The organism is Kineosporia sp. NBRC 101677, assembly GCF_030269265.1.
GTDB classification, from domain to species: domain Bacteria; phylum Actinomycetota; class Actinomycetes; order Actinomycetales; family Kineosporiaceae; genus Kineosporia; species Kineosporia rhizophila.
The window spans coordinates 377093-396711 of the sequence record NZ_BSTA01000006.1; the positions used below are offsets into that span (position 1 = coordinate 377093).

General features: G+C 71.5%; 11 protein-coding genes. 5 read left to right on the forward strand and 6 right to left on the reverse strand.

What is annotated here, in order from left to right; genetic code table 11:
* Positions 1 to 4: 4 nt before the first annotated feature.
* From QSK18_RS19820 to QSK18_RS19845, 6 genes are all read right to left on the reverse strand, one after another.
* Positions 5 to 2677: a protein kinase domain-containing protein gene (locus QSK18_RS19820; RefSeq protein ID WP_285621539.1), complete on the reverse strand. Its 2673-nt coding sequence runs from the start codon at positions 2675 to 2677 to the stop codon at positions 5 to 7.
* Positions 2674 to 4935, reverse strand: coding sequence for a DUF4129 domain-containing transglutaminase family protein (locus QSK18_RS19825; protein ID WP_232809512.1), 2262 nt, complete (start codon positions 4933 to 4935; stop codon positions 2674 to 2676). Before QSK18_RS19825 ends, QSK18_RS19820 begins: the two co-directional genes overlap by 4 nt.
* Positions 4932 to 6269 (reverse strand): DUF58 domain-containing protein, encoded by a 1338-nt coding sequence (locus tag QSK18_RS19830; protein ID WP_285622049.1) that lies wholly within the window; start codon positions 6267 to 6269, stop codon positions 4932 to 4934. The genes QSK18_RS19825 and QSK18_RS19830 overlap by 4 nt, the downstream gene beginning before the upstream one ends.
* A complete protein-coding gene (locus QSK18_RS19835) occupies positions 6269 to 7237 on the reverse strand; it encodes an AAA family ATPase (RefSeq protein WP_232809511.1) in 969 nt (322 codons plus the stop codon). Before QSK18_RS19835 ends, QSK18_RS19830 begins: the two co-directional genes overlap by 1 nt.
* Positions 7238 to 7356: 119 nt before the next feature.
* Complete coding sequence (locus QSK18_RS19840) at positions 7357 to 10041, reverse strand: fibronectin type III domain-containing protein (RefSeq protein ID WP_285621542.1); 2685 nt, start codon at positions 10039 to 10041, stop codon at positions 7357 to 7359.
* Positions 10042 to 10442: 401 nt separating this feature from the next.
* Positions 10443 to 11042 carry a TetR/AcrR family transcriptional regulator gene (locus QSK18_RS19845; protein ID WP_232809509.1) on the reverse strand — a complete coding sequence of 200 codons (600 nt, stop codon included), beginning with the start codon at positions 11040 to 11042 and terminating at the stop codon, positions 10443 to 10445.
* 108 nt (positions 11043 to 11150) lie between these two features.
* Here QSK18_RS19845 and QSK18_RS19850 point away from each other — a divergent pair, with 108 nt between their 5' ends.
* From QSK18_RS19850 to QSK18_RS19870, 5 genes are all read left to right on the forward strand, one after another.
* Positions 11151 to 13406 carry a glycoside hydrolase family 3 C-terminal domain-containing protein gene (locus QSK18_RS19850; RefSeq protein WP_285621545.1) on the forward strand — a complete coding sequence of 752 codons (2256 nt, stop codon included), beginning with the start codon at positions 11151 to 11153 and terminating at the stop codon, positions 13404 to 13406.
* A gap of 250 nt (positions 13407 to 13656) precedes the next feature.
* The gene (gene rhaI / locus QSK18_RS19855) at positions 13657 to 14820 is read left to right on the forward strand and encodes an L-rhamnose isomerase (RefSeq protein WP_285621548.1); all 1164 of its coding nucleotides are present in this window, start codon (positions 13657 to 13659) and stop codon (positions 14818 to 14820) included.
* Positions 14821 to 14865: 45 nt separating this feature from the next.
* Positions 14866 to 16902 (forward strand): bifunctional aldolase/short-chain dehydrogenase, encoded by a 2037-nt coding sequence (locus QSK18_RS19860; RefSeq protein WP_232809506.1) that lies wholly within the window; start codon positions 14866 to 14868, stop codon positions 16900 to 16902.
* Positions 16899 to 18362 (forward strand): rhamnulokinase, encoded by a 1464-nt coding sequence (locus tag QSK18_RS19865; protein ID WP_232809505.1) that lies wholly within the window; start codon positions 16899 to 16901, stop codon positions 18360 to 18362. The genes QSK18_RS19860 and QSK18_RS19865 overlap by 4 nt, the downstream gene beginning before the upstream one ends.
* A gap of 13 nt (positions 18363 to 18375) precedes the next feature.
* Positions 18376 to 19617 carry an alpha-hydroxy acid oxidase gene (locus QSK18_RS19870; protein ID WP_232809504.1) on the forward strand — a complete coding sequence of 414 codons (1242 nt, stop codon included), beginning with the start codon at positions 18376 to 18378 and terminating at the stop codon, positions 19615 to 19617.
* Positions 19618 to 19619: the final 2 nt, after the last annotated feature.

Consider the following 19619-nt stretch of genomic DNA (forward strand, 5'->3'; position numbering starts at 1 on the left):
GAACTCACTTGCGGGTGGAGAAGCACTTGCGCTCGGACGAGGAGACGGCGTACTCCGGCTTGTCGTCGGCCGCCGCCGTGTCGGACGTGGGCGCCCGGTAGTACACGTCGACCGTCATGCAGTACTTGTGGCCGGATTTCAGGCCGGTGAGCGTGTACGCGCCGGCCTGGATCTGCTCGGGCTCCAGCCAGATGGTCTCGCCCTTCTCGACCACCACGCGGTGCGCGTTCTCGTAGGGCCCCTGCGAGTGCCAGGTGATGGTGATGCTGGTGGGGCTGCGGTCGGTGGCCCGCAGACCGCTGACCGTGGGCGGCACGAAGGTGGCCGGCGACTCCTGCGGGGTGACCGACTCGTCGGGCTTGTCCGGAGCCATCACCGAGAGACCGACCACGACCGCGGCGACGGTGACCAGACCACCCACGGTGGAGGTGAGCAGGCGCCGCTTCCACGACCAGCCGGCCTTCTCCTTGGGACGGCGGCCACCGACCACGACGGTCACGCCGTCGGGGATCTGGGTGCCCTCGTTGGGAAGAACGGCATTGAACTGAGGGACGGGTGGCGCGGGTTGCGCCGAATCGGGACGACCGCGGTGGCCCACCTGGTTGTACGCGCCGTGCTGGTTGCCCGGCCCGGCCTGCACCTCGTGCCCCGGCCACCCGCCCTGGTGAGCGCGGCCGTTCTGGCCCGGGTGGCCGCCTTGGCTGCCCTGACCGTTCTGGCCGCCCTGGCTCCCCTGGCCGTTCTGGCCCAGCAGGCCGCTCTGGTTGCCGTGGCCGCTCGAGTTCCCTTGCGCGTTCCGGTTTCCCGGGCCGCCGTAGTTCCCGGGGCCGCTCAGGCTTCCCTGGCCGCTCTGATTTCCGGGGCCGCTCTGGCTCCCGGGGCCGCTCTGGTTGCCGGGGCCGCTCTGGCTTCCTGGGTCTGACTGGGCCGCCCGTCCCCGTCGGCCGAACCGGCCCTTCTTTCCGGCCTGGCTGTCCTGGCCGAGGTGGGTGGCCTGGTCGGTGATACCGGCCCCGTCGGTGGGCATGCCGGGCCAGGGAGTCTCGGCCTGCCACGAGTCGTCGGGCTGCCAGGAGGCGGACCCCGGCCAGGGATTACCGGTCTGGCTCAGACCGCCGGACTTCCCCGAGCCGCCAGGCTGCCCCTGCCCACCCGTTTGGCCCTGGCTGCCGGGCCGGCCATCGAACTGCCCCTGACCACCGGTCTGCCCATGACCACCGAGGGGCCCACTGCCGGGCTCGCCCTGGCGGTCACTTCTACCCGTGGTGCCGCTGCCGCCTGCGTAGCCATTGCCGTAGCCGTTGTCGCCGCCGTAGCCGCTGCTACCTGTGGAGCCGTGGCCACCTGCGTGGCCGTCACCACCGCCGAAGCCGCTGCCACCTGTGGAGCCGTGGCCACCTGCGTAGCCGTCACCACCGCCGAAGCCGCTGCCACCCGCAGAGCCGTTGCCGCCCGAGTAGCCGTCACCACCGCCGTAGCCGTTGCCGTTGCCGTTGCCACGGGCGTGGCCGACCGCGCCGTAACCGCCTGCCGTACCAGGTCTACCGGCCTGACCCGGGCCAGCGCCGTGACCAGTGTCTGCTCCTGGGCCTGTGGTGTGCCGGGACGGGTCGGACCAGGGCTGACCGGACCAGGACTCGTCGGACCACGACTGATCGCCGTGCGGCCCCTGCCCGTTCGCGCCACCGCGCCCACCAGAACCCCCGGGCCCGGAGGTGTCGCCGGGGCGCCCAGGTACCAGGGTGGAGGGCTCCGGGCCGGTGGGGCGAGCCCGGCTGGCGTCAGCGACCGGCGCCAGGCCCGGAGGCACGGTGACCGGAAGCCCCAGCTCCCGCTCCACCGCCTGCAGGCCCACGATGAACTCGGCCATGTCGGCCGGCCTGTCCTTGGGGGCCGGGGCGAGCGCCTCGGTGAGGGCCTGCGAAAGGGAAGCAGGCACGACTGTACGCACGAAAGGCGGCGGGGCAGAGCGGAAGCGCTGCTGGATCGAGAGCAGGGTGTTGCCCGGGTCGACCGGGTACGGCGGGCGGCCGGCCAGCGCGGTGTACAGCGTGGAGGCCAGGGCCCACAGGTCGGACTGGGCCGTCGGTTCCTCGTACGAGAGCACCTCGGGCGCAGCGTGGTTCGGCGTCCAGGCCACGGTCGCGTTCCCGGCCTGCCGTGCGTCCACCGCGATGCCGAAGTCGGCGAGCACCGGCTCGTTCAGCGCGGTGAGCAGGATGTTGCCCGGCTTCACGTCGCGGTGCAGCACCCCGTGACTGTGGGCGTAGCCCAGCGCCGAGGCCATCTTGATGGCCAGGCGCAGCAGGACCGGCGGGGGCATCGGGCCGCTGTCACGCAGGCCGTCGGCCAGGGAACCGCCGTCGTACCAGGGCATCATCAGGTACGGCTGGCCGTGACGGGTCAGGCCGTGCTGGTACACGTCGACGATGTTCGGGTGGGTGCCGAGCTTGCCGGTCAGGCCCATCTCCCGGCTGAAGCGCTCGCGGTCGCGGCGGTCCACCCCGTCGGCGCTCATGATCTTGACCGCCACCGTGCGGTTCAGCGCGGGCTGGAAGGCCCGGTAGATCACGCTGAACCCGCCGCTGGCCACGGCCTCCATACCGACCAGGCCGTCGAGCTCGGGGATCACGTCGCCGATCTGGGCGCCGCCGGGGGCACCGAGGTGCTCGCTCATGCCCACCTCCTCGGGCGCGGGTCGACCGCGCGCGCCAGGCGACGGGCCCAGGGCCGGTGCGGGGCCAGGGCCTTCTCGATCTGCCGGAGATGGCCCCAGGCCTGCGGATCCGCGCCGCGCGAGGAGCCGCCGTAGACCTGTGCGTCGACCAGGCGGCCGAGGGCGTCCACGTCTCGCCCGGTGCCCGGCTCCACCCCGGTCAGCAGTCTGCGCACCTCGAGCGAGGTGCGCCCGGCGCTGGGATGGCCGAGATCGGCCAGCCGGTCGAGCAGTTCGGCCCAGGCGCCGAGGGCACCGGCGGCCTGGCGACGACGTCGGCGCAGGACGTTCACGACCGCGCCCACGACGGGCAGGGCGAGCAGCAACGCCAGCACGACGGCCACCGCGGCGATCAGCGGCGTCCAGTCGGTGGTCTCGGCCTCGGCCGTACCGGCCTGGTCCAGGCTGCCCTCCTGCGGCGGGCCGGTGTCGGCCGGCTCCTCCTTCGGCGGTTCGGGCTGCTGGGTGGGCTGTTCCTGCTGCTGTTCCTCCTGCTCCAGCGGGGCGCTGGAGCCGGAGCGGTCGGGCGTGGCCGAGAACGGCACCCAGCCCTGCCCCTGGAACCAGATCTCCGGCCAGGCGTCGGCGTCGCCGAAGCTCACGGTGACCTTGCCGGACTCGTCGGCCCGGCCCGCTGCGAAGCCCACCGCGACCCGGGCCGGCAGGCCGAGACTGCGGGCCATCAGCACGTAGGCGGTGGCGAACTGGTCGGGGGTGCCGTTGCCCTGGTTCGCGTCGTTGCCGTTGTTACCGTTGCCGGAACCGTTCGCGCCGAACAGTTCCAGGACCCGGCCGCAGCTGTGGCCGGGCATGGCCTCCGGGTCGAGCTTCAGGCCGGACGACTGGCTGAACCAGGTCTGCAGGGCCAGGGCCTGGCTGAGCGGACGGCCGTCGGCGCCGGCCACGGCGGACTGGGCCAGCCGGACGATCTGGCCGTCGGTGCAGCCCTCCAGCGAGCGGCTGGGGTCGCCGGACCCGGCCCGCCCGGCGGCTGTTCCGGCCAGGCTCTCCTTCTCGGTCTCGCCCAGCGTGACGGTCTGCTCGTAGGTGCCGTTGAGCCCTTCCGGATCGACCAGGGTCTCGGCGCGCAGGTCGTACGTCATGCCCGGGCGGGCCAGGTGGCCGACCCGGCCGGTGACCGGCACGTAGACGCCCTCCAGGGCGACCGGGGTGACACTGACCTCGGACTGGGCCAGGGGCGGGCGGGTCTCCTCGGACTCGGGCAGGTCGTAGCCCACCGGCACGGCCGGGGTGCTGCTGCTCCAGCGGATCCCGTCGTAGGTGTCGAGGGTGGCGATGCGCCAGGGCTGGGGGTTCTTCTGCCAGGCCGCGTCGACCTGGGCCTCGAACGCGGTGTCGCCGGAGTGCCGCAGCCAGCCGGCCAGTTCGTCCATCGGCGCGGTGGGCTGCTCGGCCTTCAGCGGCGGGGCGGTGAGGTGGCGCGGATCCATCGGCTCGCGGGCGAGGCCGCCCACGGCCAGCCCTCCGGCGCAGCCCAGGGCCAGCACCACGGTGGTCACCGCGATGGAGACCGGGTTGGGCCGGGCGAGCACGAGGAAGCCGGTGGCCAGGACGAACGGCAGCGCGACCCACAGCGGATCGCCGGCGCCGCCGACCCCGCAGATCAGCGCGGTGAGCAGCAGGCACAGCGCGGGGGCGGCCAGGGCCAGGCCGCCCCGGCTGCGGGCGATCGCCGCAGTGGCGGCCGCGGCCAGGGCGCACAGCACGGCGAACTGCGGCAGCAGGTCGGCCGCCGGAGGCGCGGGCAGGGTGGTGGTGAGGATGCGCGAAATACCGCCGGTGACGGCCTCGATCACACCGGTGACCGCGTCGGCCGGGGCCGTGCTGCGGGGAACGGCCACCGTCATGGCCGTGATCAGCCCGGCCACCAGGGCCGCGACCAGCCCGAGGGCCAGCCGGGCGAGCCCACGCAGGGCGGGCAGCCCGGCGGTGGCCCGGTCGGCGAACACCACAGCCATGGCTCCCAGCAGGGTTCCGCTCAGCGCGGGCACCGGCAAGGACAGCGGCGGGTAGATGCGCCACCAGGCCACCGCGGCGGCCAGGACGGTGATCAGGCCCAGCACCAGACGCTGCAGAATCACACCGGACTGGTGGCTACTGCTCTGGACCGGAGGCTGAGCCGAACCCGACTGCGGGCGCTGACGATTGGGGGCGTTCGGCGCCCGGCGGGTGGGGGCGTCGATCGGCGGGGCGCTCATCCCCACCTCCGGTTCCAGGCCGCGGCCAGCTCGGACGCGGTGGCCTCGGTGAGCACGGCGACGCCGGGCTCGGCGCTCGGGCGCTGGTTGCGGGCGGCCGGATCGACCACCGCGGCCAGCACGGTGGACCAGGTCTGGCGCAGCGGGGCCAGCGCGGCGAGCTCGTCCCGGGCGTTGGGGCCGAGGATGGCCACGGCCGTGCGGCCGCCGCCCGAGGTGCGCTGCGAAGCGCTGGCCAGGGTCTGCCCGTTGTTGTGGCCCGGCCGGCCGGGCTCGCCGAGGGTGATCCCGGCCAGGCCGTCGAGGATGGCCGAGGCCGAACCGGCCAGGCCCCGGCCGCTGACCGGGCTGACCCGCACGGTGACCGCCGCGGCCAGGGCCATGGTGGCGACCGAGGCGGCGAACGAGACCGCCTCCTCGAAGTCGTGCTCGCTGCGGTAGGAACTCGCCCGGTCGTCGAGCAGGATCAGGATGTCGCTGCGGGTGCTGTCGACGTGCGTGCGCACGGTCAGCGGCCCACCGCGGGCCAGGCCCTTCCAGTGGATGATGCGCAGGTCGTCGCCGGGCACGTACTCGCGCAGACCGGAGAACGTGACCCCGTTCTCGGCGCCGGAATTGGCGCGCGGGCCCTCCATGTCGCGCGACTGGCCCTGGGAGGGCTGGCTCAGCGGGTAGGTGCGCGGGCGCACGATGAGCTGCAGCACACCGCCCAGCTCGCGCTGACGGTGGGCGAGCTCGCACAGGTCGTGCTGGTGCAGGCGCAGCGGGCCGACCGGGAACACACCCCGCCGGCTGGTGTCGAGGTCGTAGACCACCCGCCGCATCTCACCGCTGGAGCCCTTCGGCACCGGGATCTCGTGCTTGCGGCCCCCCACCTGGTCGACCGCGCGCATCGAACGGCCCCGGCCCCCCATGCGGATCTGCAGCATGCCGATGGCCTTCTCGCCGACCGACACCCGCTGCGGGGCGATGCTGCGCTCCACCTGGACCGAGACCCGGGCCAGCACCTGCGCCGCGGCGACCAGTACGAGCAGCGCGGCGGCGAACGCCACCCCCACCAGCTCGACGTAGCCGAAGCCGAAACCGGCCACCAGACCGGCCACGGCCACCGCCAGCAGACCCTTGCCGGCCGGGCTGAGCCGGATCCGGCCGAGATCGACGGACTCACCACCGAGCGGACTGCCCAGCGCCGGCGCAGCGGCCCCGCCGGCCTGCCCCTGCGGCACACCCGGGCCGGCCGGAGCCGGGCGGGCGGACTGCGGCCCGGTCACCCCACGCGATCCACGCGGACCGGCGGGCCCGGCGGCCGGCTGGGCGCCGGCCGGCTCGGTCATCACCACCGGCGGTTACCCTGCCCGGCGGCCAGCGAGGTGGGCGTGGGCAGGCCACTGATCACCCGGTCGACCAGGTCGAAGTCGGTGACGCCGGCCAGCTCGGCCTGCGGGGTGAGGATCAGCCGGTGCGCCAGCACGGCCGAGGCCATCGACTTCACGTCGTCGGCGGTCACGAAGCCGCGCCCGTCGATCGCCGCCGCGGTGCGCGAGGCCCGCAGCAGGGCCAGGCCGGCGCGCGGGCTGGCCCCGATCCGCACCTCCGGCAGCTGCCGGGTGGCCCCGGTGACCGCCACGATGTAGTCGCGGATCTCGTCGGCCACGTGCACCTTGGCGATCTGGGTGATCATCTGCTGGACCACGTCCAGGCCGATGACCGGGCGGATCGAGGCCACGGTGGGGCCGTCCGCCTCGTACTTGAGCATGGCCGACTCGGTGCCCGGGTCGGGGTAGCCGATGCTGATCCGCATCATGAACCGGTCGAGCTGGGCCTCCGGCAGCCGGAACGTGCCGTCCATCTCGACCGGGTTCTGGGTGGCGACCACGGTGAACGGGCGGGGCACCGGGTACTCCCGGCCGTCCACGGTGACGTGCCGCTCCTCCATCACCTCGAGCAGCGCCGACTGGGTCTTCGGCGAGGCCCGGTTGATCTCGTCGGCCAGCACCAGGTTGGCGAACACCGGGCCGGGCCGGAACTCGAAACGCCCCGACTGCTGGTGGTAGACGGTGATCCCGGTGACGTCGGCGGGCAGCAGGTCGGGGGTGAACTGCACGCGCTGCCAGCGCCCCTCCACGCTCGCCGCGAGCGCCCGGGCGAGCGTGGTCTTACCGACCCCGGGGACGTCCTCGACCAGCAGGTGCCCCTCACTGAGCAGGGTGATCACCGCCAGCCGGACGGCCTCCGGCTTGCCCTGGAGGGCCCGCTCCACGCTGGAGCGGATACTCCCGGCAATGTCGGCAAGTTCAGACATCGTGTCTCCTGCGCTTTCCTGAGTCGTGCGTTGCGTCGGGTGGTGCACACGAGGCCGCTGCGCCGGTGCAGACGGCCGATCTGCCCGGCCTGCGGATCACCCGCAGGCCGGGCAGCCGATCACGTCCAGAACGAGCGACCGGTCGCGGCGAACCCGGACGGGGCGCCGGAACCCACCGGGGCGTAGTAGTAGCCGCCGTTCTCCGACCCGGAGTAGCGGTACTCCCGGATCTCGATGCCGTTCGCGTTGGCGCTGGTCCAGGCCCAGAACGCGGTGCCACCGTTGGCCTCCGAGCCGGCCGGGCAGGTCTGCAACTGCTGCCGGATGATGCCCCGCGGCTTGGTGATCATGCAGCGCATCAACTGCACCGTGCCGGGCTGCTGGGTGGACAGCGCCTTGAAGATCGGCGTGGCCTGGTACCAGCGCGTGGCCTCGGGGTTGTTGCAGTCCGAGTCCAGGTCGAGCATGTAGATGTCGCCGACCTCGCGGTTCTTGCACTGGTACATCTGCTTGCGCGCCAGCTCCTTCGACCGCACCGCCACCGAGGCCCACGGCCCCTGACCCTTGGCGTTCACCGCTCGCACCTTCACCGTGGTGTCGGCGGTGGCCGAAACGTCCTTGGCGGTGTGCTTGCGCTCCGCGGCACCCTTGTTCTGCACCGCGCCGTTACCGACCTGCACCTGGAAACCGGTGATAGCGCTGCCGCCGTTGGCGCCGGGCTGCCAGCTCACGTCGACCGAGCCAACCGCGGCGACCGGGGTGCCCAGCGTGACTTGACCCGGCACACCCGCGGGCACCACCGGATTGCCAGCGCTGCCCGGCTGCCCATCGGCAGGACGGCCGTACTCACCCTCGCCGCCACCCGAGCGCGCGGCCACCTCGACCGTGTACCCGGTGCCGTTGGTCAGCCCCGGGATCGTGGCCTCAGTGGCGTTGGCGCCGACGACCTCGACCGGGATGCGGTTACCGCCGGTAGTGACCGCGGCCGCCGTATAACCCTGGACCGCAGTGCGATTGCCCTGCGCCGCCGTCCACTTCACCGTGATCTGAGCATCGCCCGCGGTGGCACTGACCCCACCCGGAACACCGGGCAGGTCGGCGCTGGGCGTGACGTAACGCACCGCGGAGAGGTCACCGTCACCGGCTGCGCTGAGGGCACGCACCTGCACGCCGTACTGCTGGCCGTTGGTGAGATCGGTGAGCCGGTACTGACGCTCGCCGGCACCGACCTCAACGATGGCCTGGTTGTCGACCACGATGGCGTAGCCGGTGATCTCGGACCCGCGGTCCTGCGCGGGGCCCCAGGTGACCAGGGCCGCAGCGTCTTCCGGAACCATCTCGGCCACGACCGGCGCCTGCGGCGGATCGGCCGGTTCCTCGGTCGGCTCCGGATCCTGCGTGGGCTCCGGCTCTTCGGTGACCTCGGGCAGCCCGGTGGCCTCCGGGTCGGGCGTGGCCACCGCCGGCGGGCCGTCGTTCTCGATCGGCGTGACGTCCGGCCCGGGCGTCTGCGGCTCACCCTGGTCCTCGTCGTCCTGACCGGGCTTGGGCTTGTCCTGCTCGCCCTTGTTCTTGTCGTTCTTGTCGTTGTTGCGCGGCTGCTCGGCGTCCGGCTTCTCGCTGTCCGGCGTCTCGGGCGTCTGCGGGTCGGGAGTCTCCGGCGCCTGCTGCTGCTCGTTGTTCTGGTTCTTCTTTTTCTTCTTCGACGGCTTCTGGCCCGGCCGGTACTTCTCGATCGGCACGATCACGCCGTCGGGCTTGACCACCTTGACCTGGTTGCCACCGGAGTCGTTCAGGTACAGCAGGTTTCCGTGGGCCACCACGTCGTCGAGGTCTTTGCTGCCGACGTTGGGGATGGCCGCGCCGGTGCCGGCGCCCATGTCCACCTTGATCAGGCTGTCGGAGTCGCGGTCGACCACGTAGCCGATGCCGGAGACGATCTCGACCTGGTCGACCTTGGTGCCGGAGGGCAGCGAGACCGCGCGCCCCTCACCGTCGGCCGGAACCACCACGGCCCGCCCGTCCAGACCGATCAGCAGCCGCCCGTCGTTACCGACGTCGACCTTCAGGCCCTTACCGCCGCTGCCCTCGGGCAACGGCTCGAACGAGCGCGCCTCACCGTCACCGTGCAGCGAGAACGTGGAGCCCGCGGTGGTGTTCACCGCGAAGACCCGCTCGCCCTGCTCGTCGGCGGCCACCGTCACGTTCTGCCCGGCACTGCCCACCTCGGTACGGCCGACCGCGCCGTCACCGATCCGCACCACCACGCCCTGGGAGGGCACGGCCGCCCACAGGTAGCCCTCGCTGTCGACGACGGCCTGGCTGACCCCCTCGACCGCGACCGGCTCACCGATCGGCTCGAGCGAGTCGGGGTCGACCCGCTGCACCTGGGCCTTCTCGGTGTCGAGCACCCAGGTGGCGGCGCCGTTGGCCAGCACCCGCACACCGCTGGAGAGCTGCTTGGGCCGGTCGGAGACGTCGAGCTGGGCCCCGTCGATCAGGGTCGCCTTGCCGTTCTCGTCGACCGCGTAGGCGCCGTCGGGCCGCTGCACGACCTTGAACGGGGAGCTCAGGGAGCCGATCGGGACTGTCTTACCGGCCTGCCCGGCGTAGCCGTTGACCCAGGTGACGCTGCCCTGCGCGAAGTTCGCGAGCCAGGCCCCGCCGTCCTGCAGGCGCACCACCGCACCGGTCGCCTGGGCGCCGATCAGCCCCGCCCCAACCACGAGCGCGAAGACCAGCACGCACCCGACCACACCCGCACCGCGCACCTTGAGGCGCGACGCAAACCGTTCCCAGAACACAGGCCTCCCCCCAGAAGCTCACCGGCAGCGATTATGCCGCGCGAGTCCCTGCGATTCCCCTAAAAACACATCAAAACAACTTCATCTCTGGCTTCACCTGGACCACTTCACCCCCAGGCGAGACACCGGACCAGAGAAACAGGGCGACAGATTACTGACCCCGCCAAGCTCCAAGAACACACCCGGCAGTGTGCATACCCTCACAAGGTGCCGCCTGCGGGCGTCCTTTGTTGGAGAGACAGCACATTTCGATCCTTCAGCACGGATGGCAAACCGAAGAGACCATCACCTCCCCAGCCCACCCCGGATCGCGCTACGTACGCAGCCGTCACCGCAGAGTGCCCGTAGCTCAAGCCCTCTCGACCGCGGGGTAGTCGAGCGATCGCAATCGGTGATGTATCTCAGATCACGGGCACCGAAAGCCGCTGCAGGTAGTCGCGCAGCTGCTCGGCCATGTCCAGCGACTCGCGGTTCAGCAGCCACTGCACCTGCAGCCCGTCCATCAGCGCGATGATCCGCTGCGCCTCCAGGGCCGGATCGACCCCGTCGCGCAGCTCCCCCCGGGCCGCCATCTCCTGCAACTGCTCGTGCAGCCGGGCCGTCAGCCGGGCGTAGCGCCCCCGGAAGTACTCGTGCGCCGGGTGCTCGGGATCGGTCGCCTCGGCCGAGAGGATGCAGTAGAGCTCGGTCAGCCCAGGGGTGTCCTGATTACGCCGCACCACCTCGACGAGCTGCCTCAGCATCCCCGGCCCGCCGTCGGCGAAGTCCGTCGAGCCGTACTCGTCGCGCAGCTCCAGCACCCCGGCCAGCAGCTCGCTCTTGGACGAGAAGTGGTGCAGCAGGGTGGTGTGCGAGATCCCGATCCGCTGGGCCACGTCCCGCATCGACCCGCTGCGGTAGCCCACCTTCGCGAACACCTCGAAGGCCGACTCCAGGATCGCCCGGCGCCGCTCGGCCGTGCCCGCGTACGGCCCGCGCCGGCGGGTGGGGGGATCTGCCATTCCGGTGAGGTTAGCGACCGTCGGCCGAAGATGTCGACCCATCCTCGACCACGTGGTCGAATTTCGAGGTACGGTCAGGACAGGACCACACCTCGACGAGGAGAACCCATGGCGCACCCCCTGATCGAAGAGCTCACCCTCGAGGAGAAGGCCTCGCTGGTCTCCGGCGCCTCCTTCTGGACCACCCGCCCGGTCGAGCGCCTGGGAATCGAGGGCGCCACCCTGACCGACGGCCCGCACGGCGTGCGCATGCAGACCGCCGGCGCCGACCACCTGGGCATCAACGCCGCCCACCCGGCCACCGCCTTCCCCACCGCCGCCGCCCTGGGCTCCACCTGGGACCCGGAACTGCTGGAGCAGGTCGGGCAGGCCCTGGGCGCCGAGTCCCGTGCGCTGGACGTGGACGTGCTGCTCGGCCCGGGCGTGAACATCAAGCGCTCCCCCCTGTGCGGCCGCAACTTCGAGTACTTCTCCGAAGACCCGCTGCTGGCCGGTGAACTCGGCGCCGCCTGGGTCAACGGGGTGCAGTCCAAGGGCGTTGGCGCCTCGCTGAAGCACTACGCCGCCAACAACCAGGAGACCGACCGGATGCGGATCAGCGCCGAGGTCGACGAGCGCACCCTGCGGGAGATCTACTTCCCGGCCTTCGAGCGCACCGTCCAACAGGCCCAGCCGGCCACCGTGATGTGCTCGTACAACCGCCTGAACGGCACCTTCGCCTCGCAGAACCGCTGGCTGCTCACCGACGTCCTGCGGGGCGACTGGGGTTTCGAGGGCTACGTGGTCTCGGACTGGGGTGCGGTGGCCGACCCGGTGGCCGCGGTCGCGGCCGGCCTGGACCTGGAGATGCCCTCCTCCGGCGAGCGGGGCCCGAAAGCAATTGTGGACGCTGTCCGCAACGGAACGCTGTCGGAGTCACTTCTCGACATCGCAGTCTCGAACGTGCTTTCCACCCACGAGCGGCTGCGGGCCGCCCGGCCCGCGGACGAGACGCCGCAGTCGGTGGAACAGCTCGCCGAGCAGCACCACTCGCTGGCCCGCCGGGCCGCGGCGGCCGGCTCGGTGCTGCTGACCAACGAGGGCGCCCTGCTGCCGCTGGACGCCGAGAACGGCGGGAAGATCGCCGTGGTCGGCGAGTTCGCCCGCACGCCGCGCTATCAGGGCGCCGGTAGCTCGCACATCAACCCGACCCGGCTGGACGACGCGCTCACCGCGATCGGTGAGGCAACCCGTCGTGAGGTGGTTTTCGCTCCCGGTTTCGCCTTCGACGGTTCCGACGAGGAGACCCTGGTGGCCGCGGCGCTCGAGACCGCGGCCGGGGCGGACGTGGTGTTCGCCTTCCTGGGGCTGCCGGACGCCGAGGAGTCGGAGGGCTTCGACCGCACCCACATGGATCTGCCCGCCAACCAGCTGCGCCTGCTGGCCGCACTGCGGGGCACCGGGGCGAAGGTGGTCGTGGTGCTCAGTAACGGGGCCGTGGTGCAACTGGGCGAGGTGGTCGGCAACGCCGACGCCGTGCTGGAGGTCTGGCTGGGCGGTCAGGCCGGCGGCAGTGCGACGGCCGACATCCTGTTCGGCTCGGCGGAACCGGAAGGCCGCCTGGCCGAGTCGGTGCCGCTGCAGCTGAGCGACACCCCCGCCTTCGTGAACTGGCCGGGCAACCAGGGCAAGGTGTTCTACGGCGAGCGGCTCTACGTGGGCTACCGCTGGTACGACACCACCGGCCGCGACGTCGCCTTCCCCTTCGGCCACGGCCTGGGCTACACCACGTTCGGCTACTCCGACGCCAGGGTGACGGTGCCGGACCCCACGGTGGCCGCCGCGGTGGTCGAGGTGACGGTCACCAACCAGGGGACGCGTGCGGGCGCCGAAGTCGTGCAGGTGTACGTCGGCGACCCGGTCGCCGGGGTGGACCGTCCGGTGCACGAGCTGCGCGCGTTCGCCAAGGTGCGCCTGGAGGCGGGCGAGTCCCGCCGGGTGCGGCTGGAGCTGGACGAGCGGGCCTTCGCCTTCTGGTCGCCGAACGGCTGGGTGGTCGAGCCCGGTGAGTTCGTGGTGCAGATCGGCGCGTCCTCGCGGGACCTGCGGGCGGTCGAGACGATCACCCTCGACGTCCCCGCCCCGGAGCCCGAGCTGGGCAAGGAGGCGACGTTCGAGGAGTGGATGCAGCACCCGCAGGGCGCCGCCGTGCTGGGGCAGTTCCTGTCCGGGCTGGGTGAGGCGGGCGCCATGTGGCGTGACCCGGAGACCCAGAAGCTGCTGGGCAGCATGCCGCTGCGCAGCCTGATCTCGTTCTCCGGCCGCACCGACATCGACGGCACGGTGGCCGGCCTGCTCAACGAGGTGGACAAGGCCGCCAAGTGAACTGAAGTGGACTGAGACGTTTCAGCCGACGGCTGGGGGTACCCGTGTCCGGGTGCCCCCAGCCGTCGTGCGTTCCGGACGCCGGAGCACAATCCCGGCCCTTCACCCGAGCCCACACGCCCTTCGGGCGAGGCTCCCGCCGGACCGCTGACCGACGTCCTCAATCTGTTCGTAACTGCCTCTGGAAGCCCGAGGCCCGCCCGTGCTACGTTCCCATGAAACGTTTCAGCGACGAACGGACAACGCCGTCATGTCTCGACTCATCGATGTCGCCCCGCAGCTCGCGGCGCAGGCGATCGAGCTTCCCTCCTGGGCCTTCGGCAACTCGGGCACCCGCTTCAAGGTCTTCGGATCGGCCGGCACCGCCCGCGACCCGTTCGAGAAGATCGCCGACGCGGCGCAGGTGCACCGGTACACCGGCCTGGCCCCCACGGTGGCGCTGCACATCCCGTGGGACAAGGTCGAGGACTTCGACGCCCTGCGCAAGCACGCCGACGACCTCGGGGTCGCCCTGGGCACGATCAACTCGAACACCTTCCAGGACGACGAGTACAAGCTCGGCGCGCTCACCCACACCGACGCGGCGGTCCGGCAGAAGGCGATCGACCACCACTTCGAGTGCATCGAGGTGATGAACGCGACCGGCAGCCGCGACCTGAAGATCTGGCTGGCCGAGGGCAGCAACTACCCCGGCCAGGCCGACCTGCGCGGCCGCCAGGACCGGCTGGCCGAGTCGCTGGCCACGATCTACGAGCGGATCGGTGAGAACCAGCGCCTGGTGCTGGAGTACAAGTTCTTCGAGCCGGCCTTCTACCACACCGACGTGCCGGACTGGGGTACCTCGTACGCCCAGGTCGCCGCCCTCGGTGAGCGCGCCGTGGTCTGCCTCGACACCGGCCACCACGCCCCCGGCACCAACATCGAGTTCATCGTCATGCAGCTGCTCCGGCTGGGCAAGCTCGGCAGTTTCGACTTCAACTCACGCTTCTACGCCGACGACGACCTGATCGTCGGGGCGGCCGATCCGTTCCAGCTGTTCCGCATCCTGTTCGAGGTGATCCGCGGCGGTGGCTACGGCAACCCGGACGTGGCCTTCATGCTCGACCAGTGCCACAACATCGAGCAGAAGATCCCCGGCCAGATCCGCTCGGTGCTGAACGTGCAGGAGATGACCGCGCGGGCGCTGCTGGTCGACACCACCGCGCTGACCGCCGCGCAGGAGTCCGGTGACGTGCTCGAGGCCAACCGGATCTTCATGGACGCCTTCTACACCGATGTCCGGGCCGACCTGGCCGCCTGGCGCGAGACCCGGGGCCTGCCGGCCGACCCGATGGAGGCCTACCTGGCCTCGGGCTACCAGCAGCAGATCGAGTCCGAGCGCGTCGGCGGCACCCAGGCCGGCTGGGGCGCCTGAGCCAATCCCGTTTCCCGTCACACCGATTCAAGGGATCCAGAACAGATGACGAACGAGACCGTCGCCGCGCTGATCGCCCGCAGCAACCGCCTCGGGGCCGACCCGAAGAACACCAACTACGCCGGCGGCAACACCTCCGCCAAGGGCACCGAGACCGACCCGGTCACCGGGCAGCCGGTGGAACTCCTCTGGGTCAAGGGCTCCGGCGGTGACCTGGGCACGCTGACCGAGAAGGGCCTGGCCGCACTGCGCCTGGACCGGATGAAGGCCCTGGTGGACGTGTACCCGGGGATCGAGCGCGAGGACGAGATGGTCGCCGCGTTCGACTACTGCCTGCACGGCAAGGGCGGCGCCGCACCGTCGATCGACACCGCGATGCACGGCCTGGTCGACGCCGCGCACGTGGACCACCTGCACCCCGACAGCGGTATCGCGATCGCCACCGCCGCCGACGGCGAGGCCCTGACCAAGCAGATCTTCGGCGACAAGGTGGTCTGGGTGCCCTGGCGCCGCCCGGGCTTCCAGCTCGGCCTGGACATCGCCGCGATCAAGGCGGCCAACCCGCAGGCGATCGGCACGATCCTGGGCGGCCACGGCATCACCGCCTGGGGCGAGACCAGCGAGGAGTCCGAGAAGAACTCCCTGTGGATCATCGAGACCGCGGCCGCCTACATCGAGGCCAACGGCTCCAAGGAGCCGTTCGGCGGGGTGCGCAGCGGCTACGAGGCCCTGCCCGAGACCGAGCGCCGGGCCAAGGCCGCCGCCCTGGCCGCCACCGTGCGCGGGATCGCCAGCAAGGACAAGCGGATGGTCGGGCACTTCACCGACTCCGACGTGGTGCTGGACTTCCTGGCCAGCGAGCGCGCGCCGGAGCTGGCCGCACTGGGCACCAGCTGCCCCGACCACTTCCTGCGCACCAAGGTCAAGCCGCTGATCCTCGACCTGCCGGCCACCGCCACGGTCGAGGAGAGCATCGCCCGGCTGAAGGAGCTGCACGAGGAGTACCGGGCCGACTACACCGCCTACTACGAGGCGCACGCCGACGAGAACAGCCCGGCGATCCGCGGCGCCGACCCGCTGATCGTGCTGGTGCCGGGTGTGGGCATGTTCAGCTACGGCGCGAACAAGCAGACCGCCCGCGTGGCCGGTGAGTTCTACGTCAACGCGATCAACGTGATGCGTGGCGCCGAGTCGCTGTCCACCTACACGCCCATCTCCGACGCGGAGAAGTTCCGCATCGAGTACTGGGCGCTGGAGGAGGCCAAGCTCAAGCGCATGCCCAAGCCGAAGTCGCACGCCGGCCGGGTGGCCTTCGTGACCGGTGCGGCCTCCGGCATCGGCAAGGCCATCGCCCAGCGTCTGGCCGCCGAGGGCGCCTGCGTGGTGGTCGCCGACCTCGACCTGGCCAAGGCCCAGGCCGCGGCGGCCGAGATCGGCAACAGCGACGTGGCGATCGGGGTGGCGGCCAACGTCTCCTCCGCGGAAGACGTGCAGAACGCCGTCAACGACGCCCTGCTGGCGTTCGGTGGCCTCGACCTGGTGGTCAACAACGCCGGCCTGTCGCTGTCCAAGCCGCTGCTGGAGACCACCGAGGCCGACTGGGACCTGCAGCACGACGTGATGGCCAAGGGCTCGTTCCTGGTGTCCAAGGCCGCGGCCAAGGCGCTGATCGAGCAGGGCCTGGGCGGCGACATCATCTACATCTCGTCCAAGAACAGCGTCTTCGCCGGCCCGAACAACATCGCCTACTCCGCCACCAAGGCCGACCAGGCCCACCAGGTGCGGCTGCTGGCGGTCGAGCTGGGCGCCTACGGCGTGCGGGTCAACGGCGTGAACCCGGACGGGGTGGTGCGCGGTTCGGGCATCTTCGCCTCCGGCTGGGGCGCCAACCGGGCCGCCACCTACGGTGTGGCCGAGGAGGACCTGGGCCAGTTCTACGCCAACCGCACCATCCTCAAGCGCGAGGTCCTGCCCGAGCACGTCGCCGACGCGGTGTTCGTGCTGACCGGTGACGAGCTGAGCCGCACCACCGGCCTGCACGTCCCGGTCGACTCCGGCGTCGCGGCAGCCTTCCTGCGATGAGCGTTCCTGTTCCTGGCCGGGCCCTCGCGAAGGGCCCGGCCGGCACGGTCGCCGCAGTCGACCTGGGAGCCACCAGCGGACGGGTGATCCTGGGGACGATCGCGGACGGCGGCCTGCGCATGCGGCACGTCGCGCGCTTCGCCAACGACCCGGTGCAACTGCCCGACGGTCTGCACTGGAACGCCCTGGAGCTGTACCAGCAGGTGCTGGGCGGCCTGGCCGAGGCTGAGCGGCAGTCACCGGGCGAGATCATCAGCGTCGGCATCGACTCCTGGGCGGTCGACTACGGTCTGCTGCGCGGCGGCGCCCTGCTCGGGGTGCCCTACCACTACCGCGACGAGCGCACCGCCGAGGGCGTGAAAACGGTTCACGCGCAGTACGACCCGGCGGCCCTGTACCGCCGCAACGGGCTGCAGCACCTGCCGTTCAACACGGTGTTCCAGCTGGCCTGCGAGCAGGAGCGGCTGGAGCTGGCCGACCGGCTGCTACTGATGCCCGACCTGCTGGCCTACTGGCTGACCGGCGTCGAGGTGGCCGAGCGCACCAACGCCTCCACCACCGGCCTGCTGAACCCGCGCGACGGGCAGTGGGACTCCGAACTGCTGGCCGGGCTGAAGATCCCGCAGCACATCCTGCCCGGTCTGGTCGATGCGGGGACGTCGGTGGGCCCCTTGCGGGCGCACGCGGCCACCGTGGTCGGCCGGGCCCTGGACGTGGTCACAGTCGGCTCGCACGACACCGCCTCGGCCGTGGTCGCGGTGCCGAACACCGGCCGCGACTTCGCCTACATCTCCTGCGGCACCTGGGGTCTGGTCGGGCTGGAGCTCGACGAGCCGGTGTTCTCCGACGCCGCCCGCGAGGCCAACTTCACCAACGAGGGCGGCGTCGACGGGCGGATCCGGTTCCTGCACAACGTGATGGGGCTGTGGCTGCTGTCGGAGTCGGTGCGCTCGTGGGACCGGGCCGCCAACAGCGCCCAGCGTTCCAGCAACCTGGAGCAACTGCTGGCCGAGGCCGCCGCGGCTCCCCCGGCGGCTGCGGTGTTCGACGTGAACGACCCGCGGTTCATGGCCCCGGGCGACCTGCCCGCGCGGATCGCCGCCTGGTACGCCGAGCACGACCTGCCCGCGCCGGTCACCCACGCCCAGTTCGCCCGCGCCATCATCGACAGCCTGGCCCAGGCCTTCGCCGACTCGGTGCTCAAGGCCGCCGAGCTGGCCGGCCGGCGGGTCGAGGTGATCCACATCGTGGGCGGCGGCGCCCAGAACAAGCTGCTGTGCCAGGCCACCGCCGACCGCAGCGGGCTGCCGGTGCTGGCCGGGCCGGTCGAGGCCACCGCGGTCGGCAATATCCTGGTCCAGGCCCGTACCGCCGGGCTGGCCGAGGGCGGGCTGGCCGAGTTGCGCGAGCTGGTGGCGCAGGCCTTCACCCCCGTCCGACACGAACCCCGCGCCAGCTGAGGAAGGGCACACCGTGGTGCAACGTCAGGTTCCGAAGCCCGCCGAGGTCTTCGAGCTCATGAAGTTCAAGAAGCCCGAGTTCAACGGCCGCAAGCGCCGTCTGGACAGGGCGCTGACCATCTACGACCTCCGTACGATCGCCAAGCGCCGCACGCCGCGGGCGGCTTTCGACTACACCGACGGGGCCGCCGAGGGCGAGCTCTCGCTGGACCGGGCCCGCCGCGCGTTCGAGGACGTCGAGTTCCACCCGCAGGTGCTGCGCGATGTGGCTGCGGTGGACACCTCCACCACGGTCTTCGGTGGCCCCTCGGCGCTTCCCTTCGGTATTGCGCCGACCGGTTTCACCCGGCTGATGCAGACTGAGGGCGAGTACGCCGGAGCCGGGGCGGCCGCGGCCGCGGGCATCCCGTTCTGTCTGTCCACGCTGGGCACCACGTCGATCGAGGACGTGAAGGCCACGAACCCGAACGGCCGCAACTGGTTCCAGCTGTACGTGATGAAGCAGCGGGAGATCTCCTACGGCCTGGTCGAGCGGGCCGCCGCCAACGGGTTCGACACGCTGTTCTTCACCGTGGACACCCCGGTGGCCGGGGCCCGGCTGCGGGACAAGCGCAACGGCTTCTCGATCCCGCCGCAGATCACCCTGGGCACCGTGCTCAACGCCAGCGTCCGGCCGTGGTGGTGGTACGACTTCCTGACCACGCCGAAGCTGGAGTTCGCGTCGCTGTCGTCGACCGGCGGCACGGTGGGTGAGCTGCTGGACTTCGCGATGGACCCGACCATCAGCTACGAGGACCTGCGCATCATCCGCGAGATGTGGCCCGGCAAGATCGCGATCAAGGGCGTGCAGACCGTCGAGGACTCGCGCAAGCTGGCCGATCTCGGGGTGGACGGCATCGTGCTGTCCAACCACGGCGGGCGTCAGCTCGACCGGGCCCCGATCCCGTTCCACCTGCTGCCCGACGTGGCCCGTGAGGTGGGCAAGGATGTCGAGGTCGTGGTCGACACCGGCATCATGAACGGCGCCGACATCGTGGCCTGCATCGCCCTGGGGGCGAAGTTCACGCTGGTCGGCCGGGCCTACCTGTACGGGCTGATGGCCGGCGGGCGCCAGGGCGTGGACAAGACCATCGAGATCCTGTCCGACCAGGTGGTGCGCACCATGAAGCTTCTCGGCGCGCACAGCCTGGAAGAGCTCGGCCCGCAGCACGTCACCCAGCTCGAGCGCCTCGGCCCGATCCGCCGCACCCAGTGAGG

Excerpts from the sequence above, each read along its gene's own strand:
- QSK18_RS19820 (WP_285621539.1), bottom strand. The coding sequence starts at position 2,677 with ATGAGCGAGCACCTCGGTGCCCCCGGCGGCGCCCAGATCGGCGACGTG.
- QSK18_RS19825 (WP_232809512.1), bottom strand. The coding sequence starts at position 4,935 with ATGAGCGCCCCGCCGATCGACGCCCCCACCCGCCGGGCGCCGAACGCC.
- QSK18_RS19830 (WP_285622049.1), bottom strand. The coding sequence starts at position 6,269 with ATGACCGAGCCGGCCGGCGCCCAGCCGGCCGCCGGGCCCGCCGGTCCG.
- QSK18_RS19835 (WP_232809511.1), bottom strand. The coding sequence starts at position 7,237 with ATGTCTGAACTTGCCGACATTGCCGGGAGTATCCGCTCCAGCGTGGAG.
- QSK18_RS19845 (WP_232809509.1), bottom strand. The coding sequence starts at position 11,042 with ATGGCAGATCCCCCCACCCGCCGGCGCGGGCCGTACGCGGGCACGGCC.
- QSK18_RS19850 (WP_285621545.1), top strand. The coding sequence starts at position 11,151 with ATGGCGCACCCCCTGATCGAAGAGCTCACCCTCGAGGAGAAGGCCTCG.
- rhaI (WP_285621548.1), top strand. The coding sequence starts at position 13,657 with ATGTCTCGACTCATCGATGTCGCCCCGCAGCTCGCGGCGCAGGCGATC.
- QSK18_RS19860 (WP_232809506.1), top strand. The coding sequence starts at position 14,866 with ATGACGAACGAGACCGTCGCCGCGCTGATCGCCCGCAGCAACCGCCTC.
- QSK18_RS19865 (WP_232809505.1), top strand. The coding sequence starts at position 16,899 with ATGAGCGTTCCTGTTCCTGGCCGGGCCCTCGCGAAGGGCCCGGCCGGC.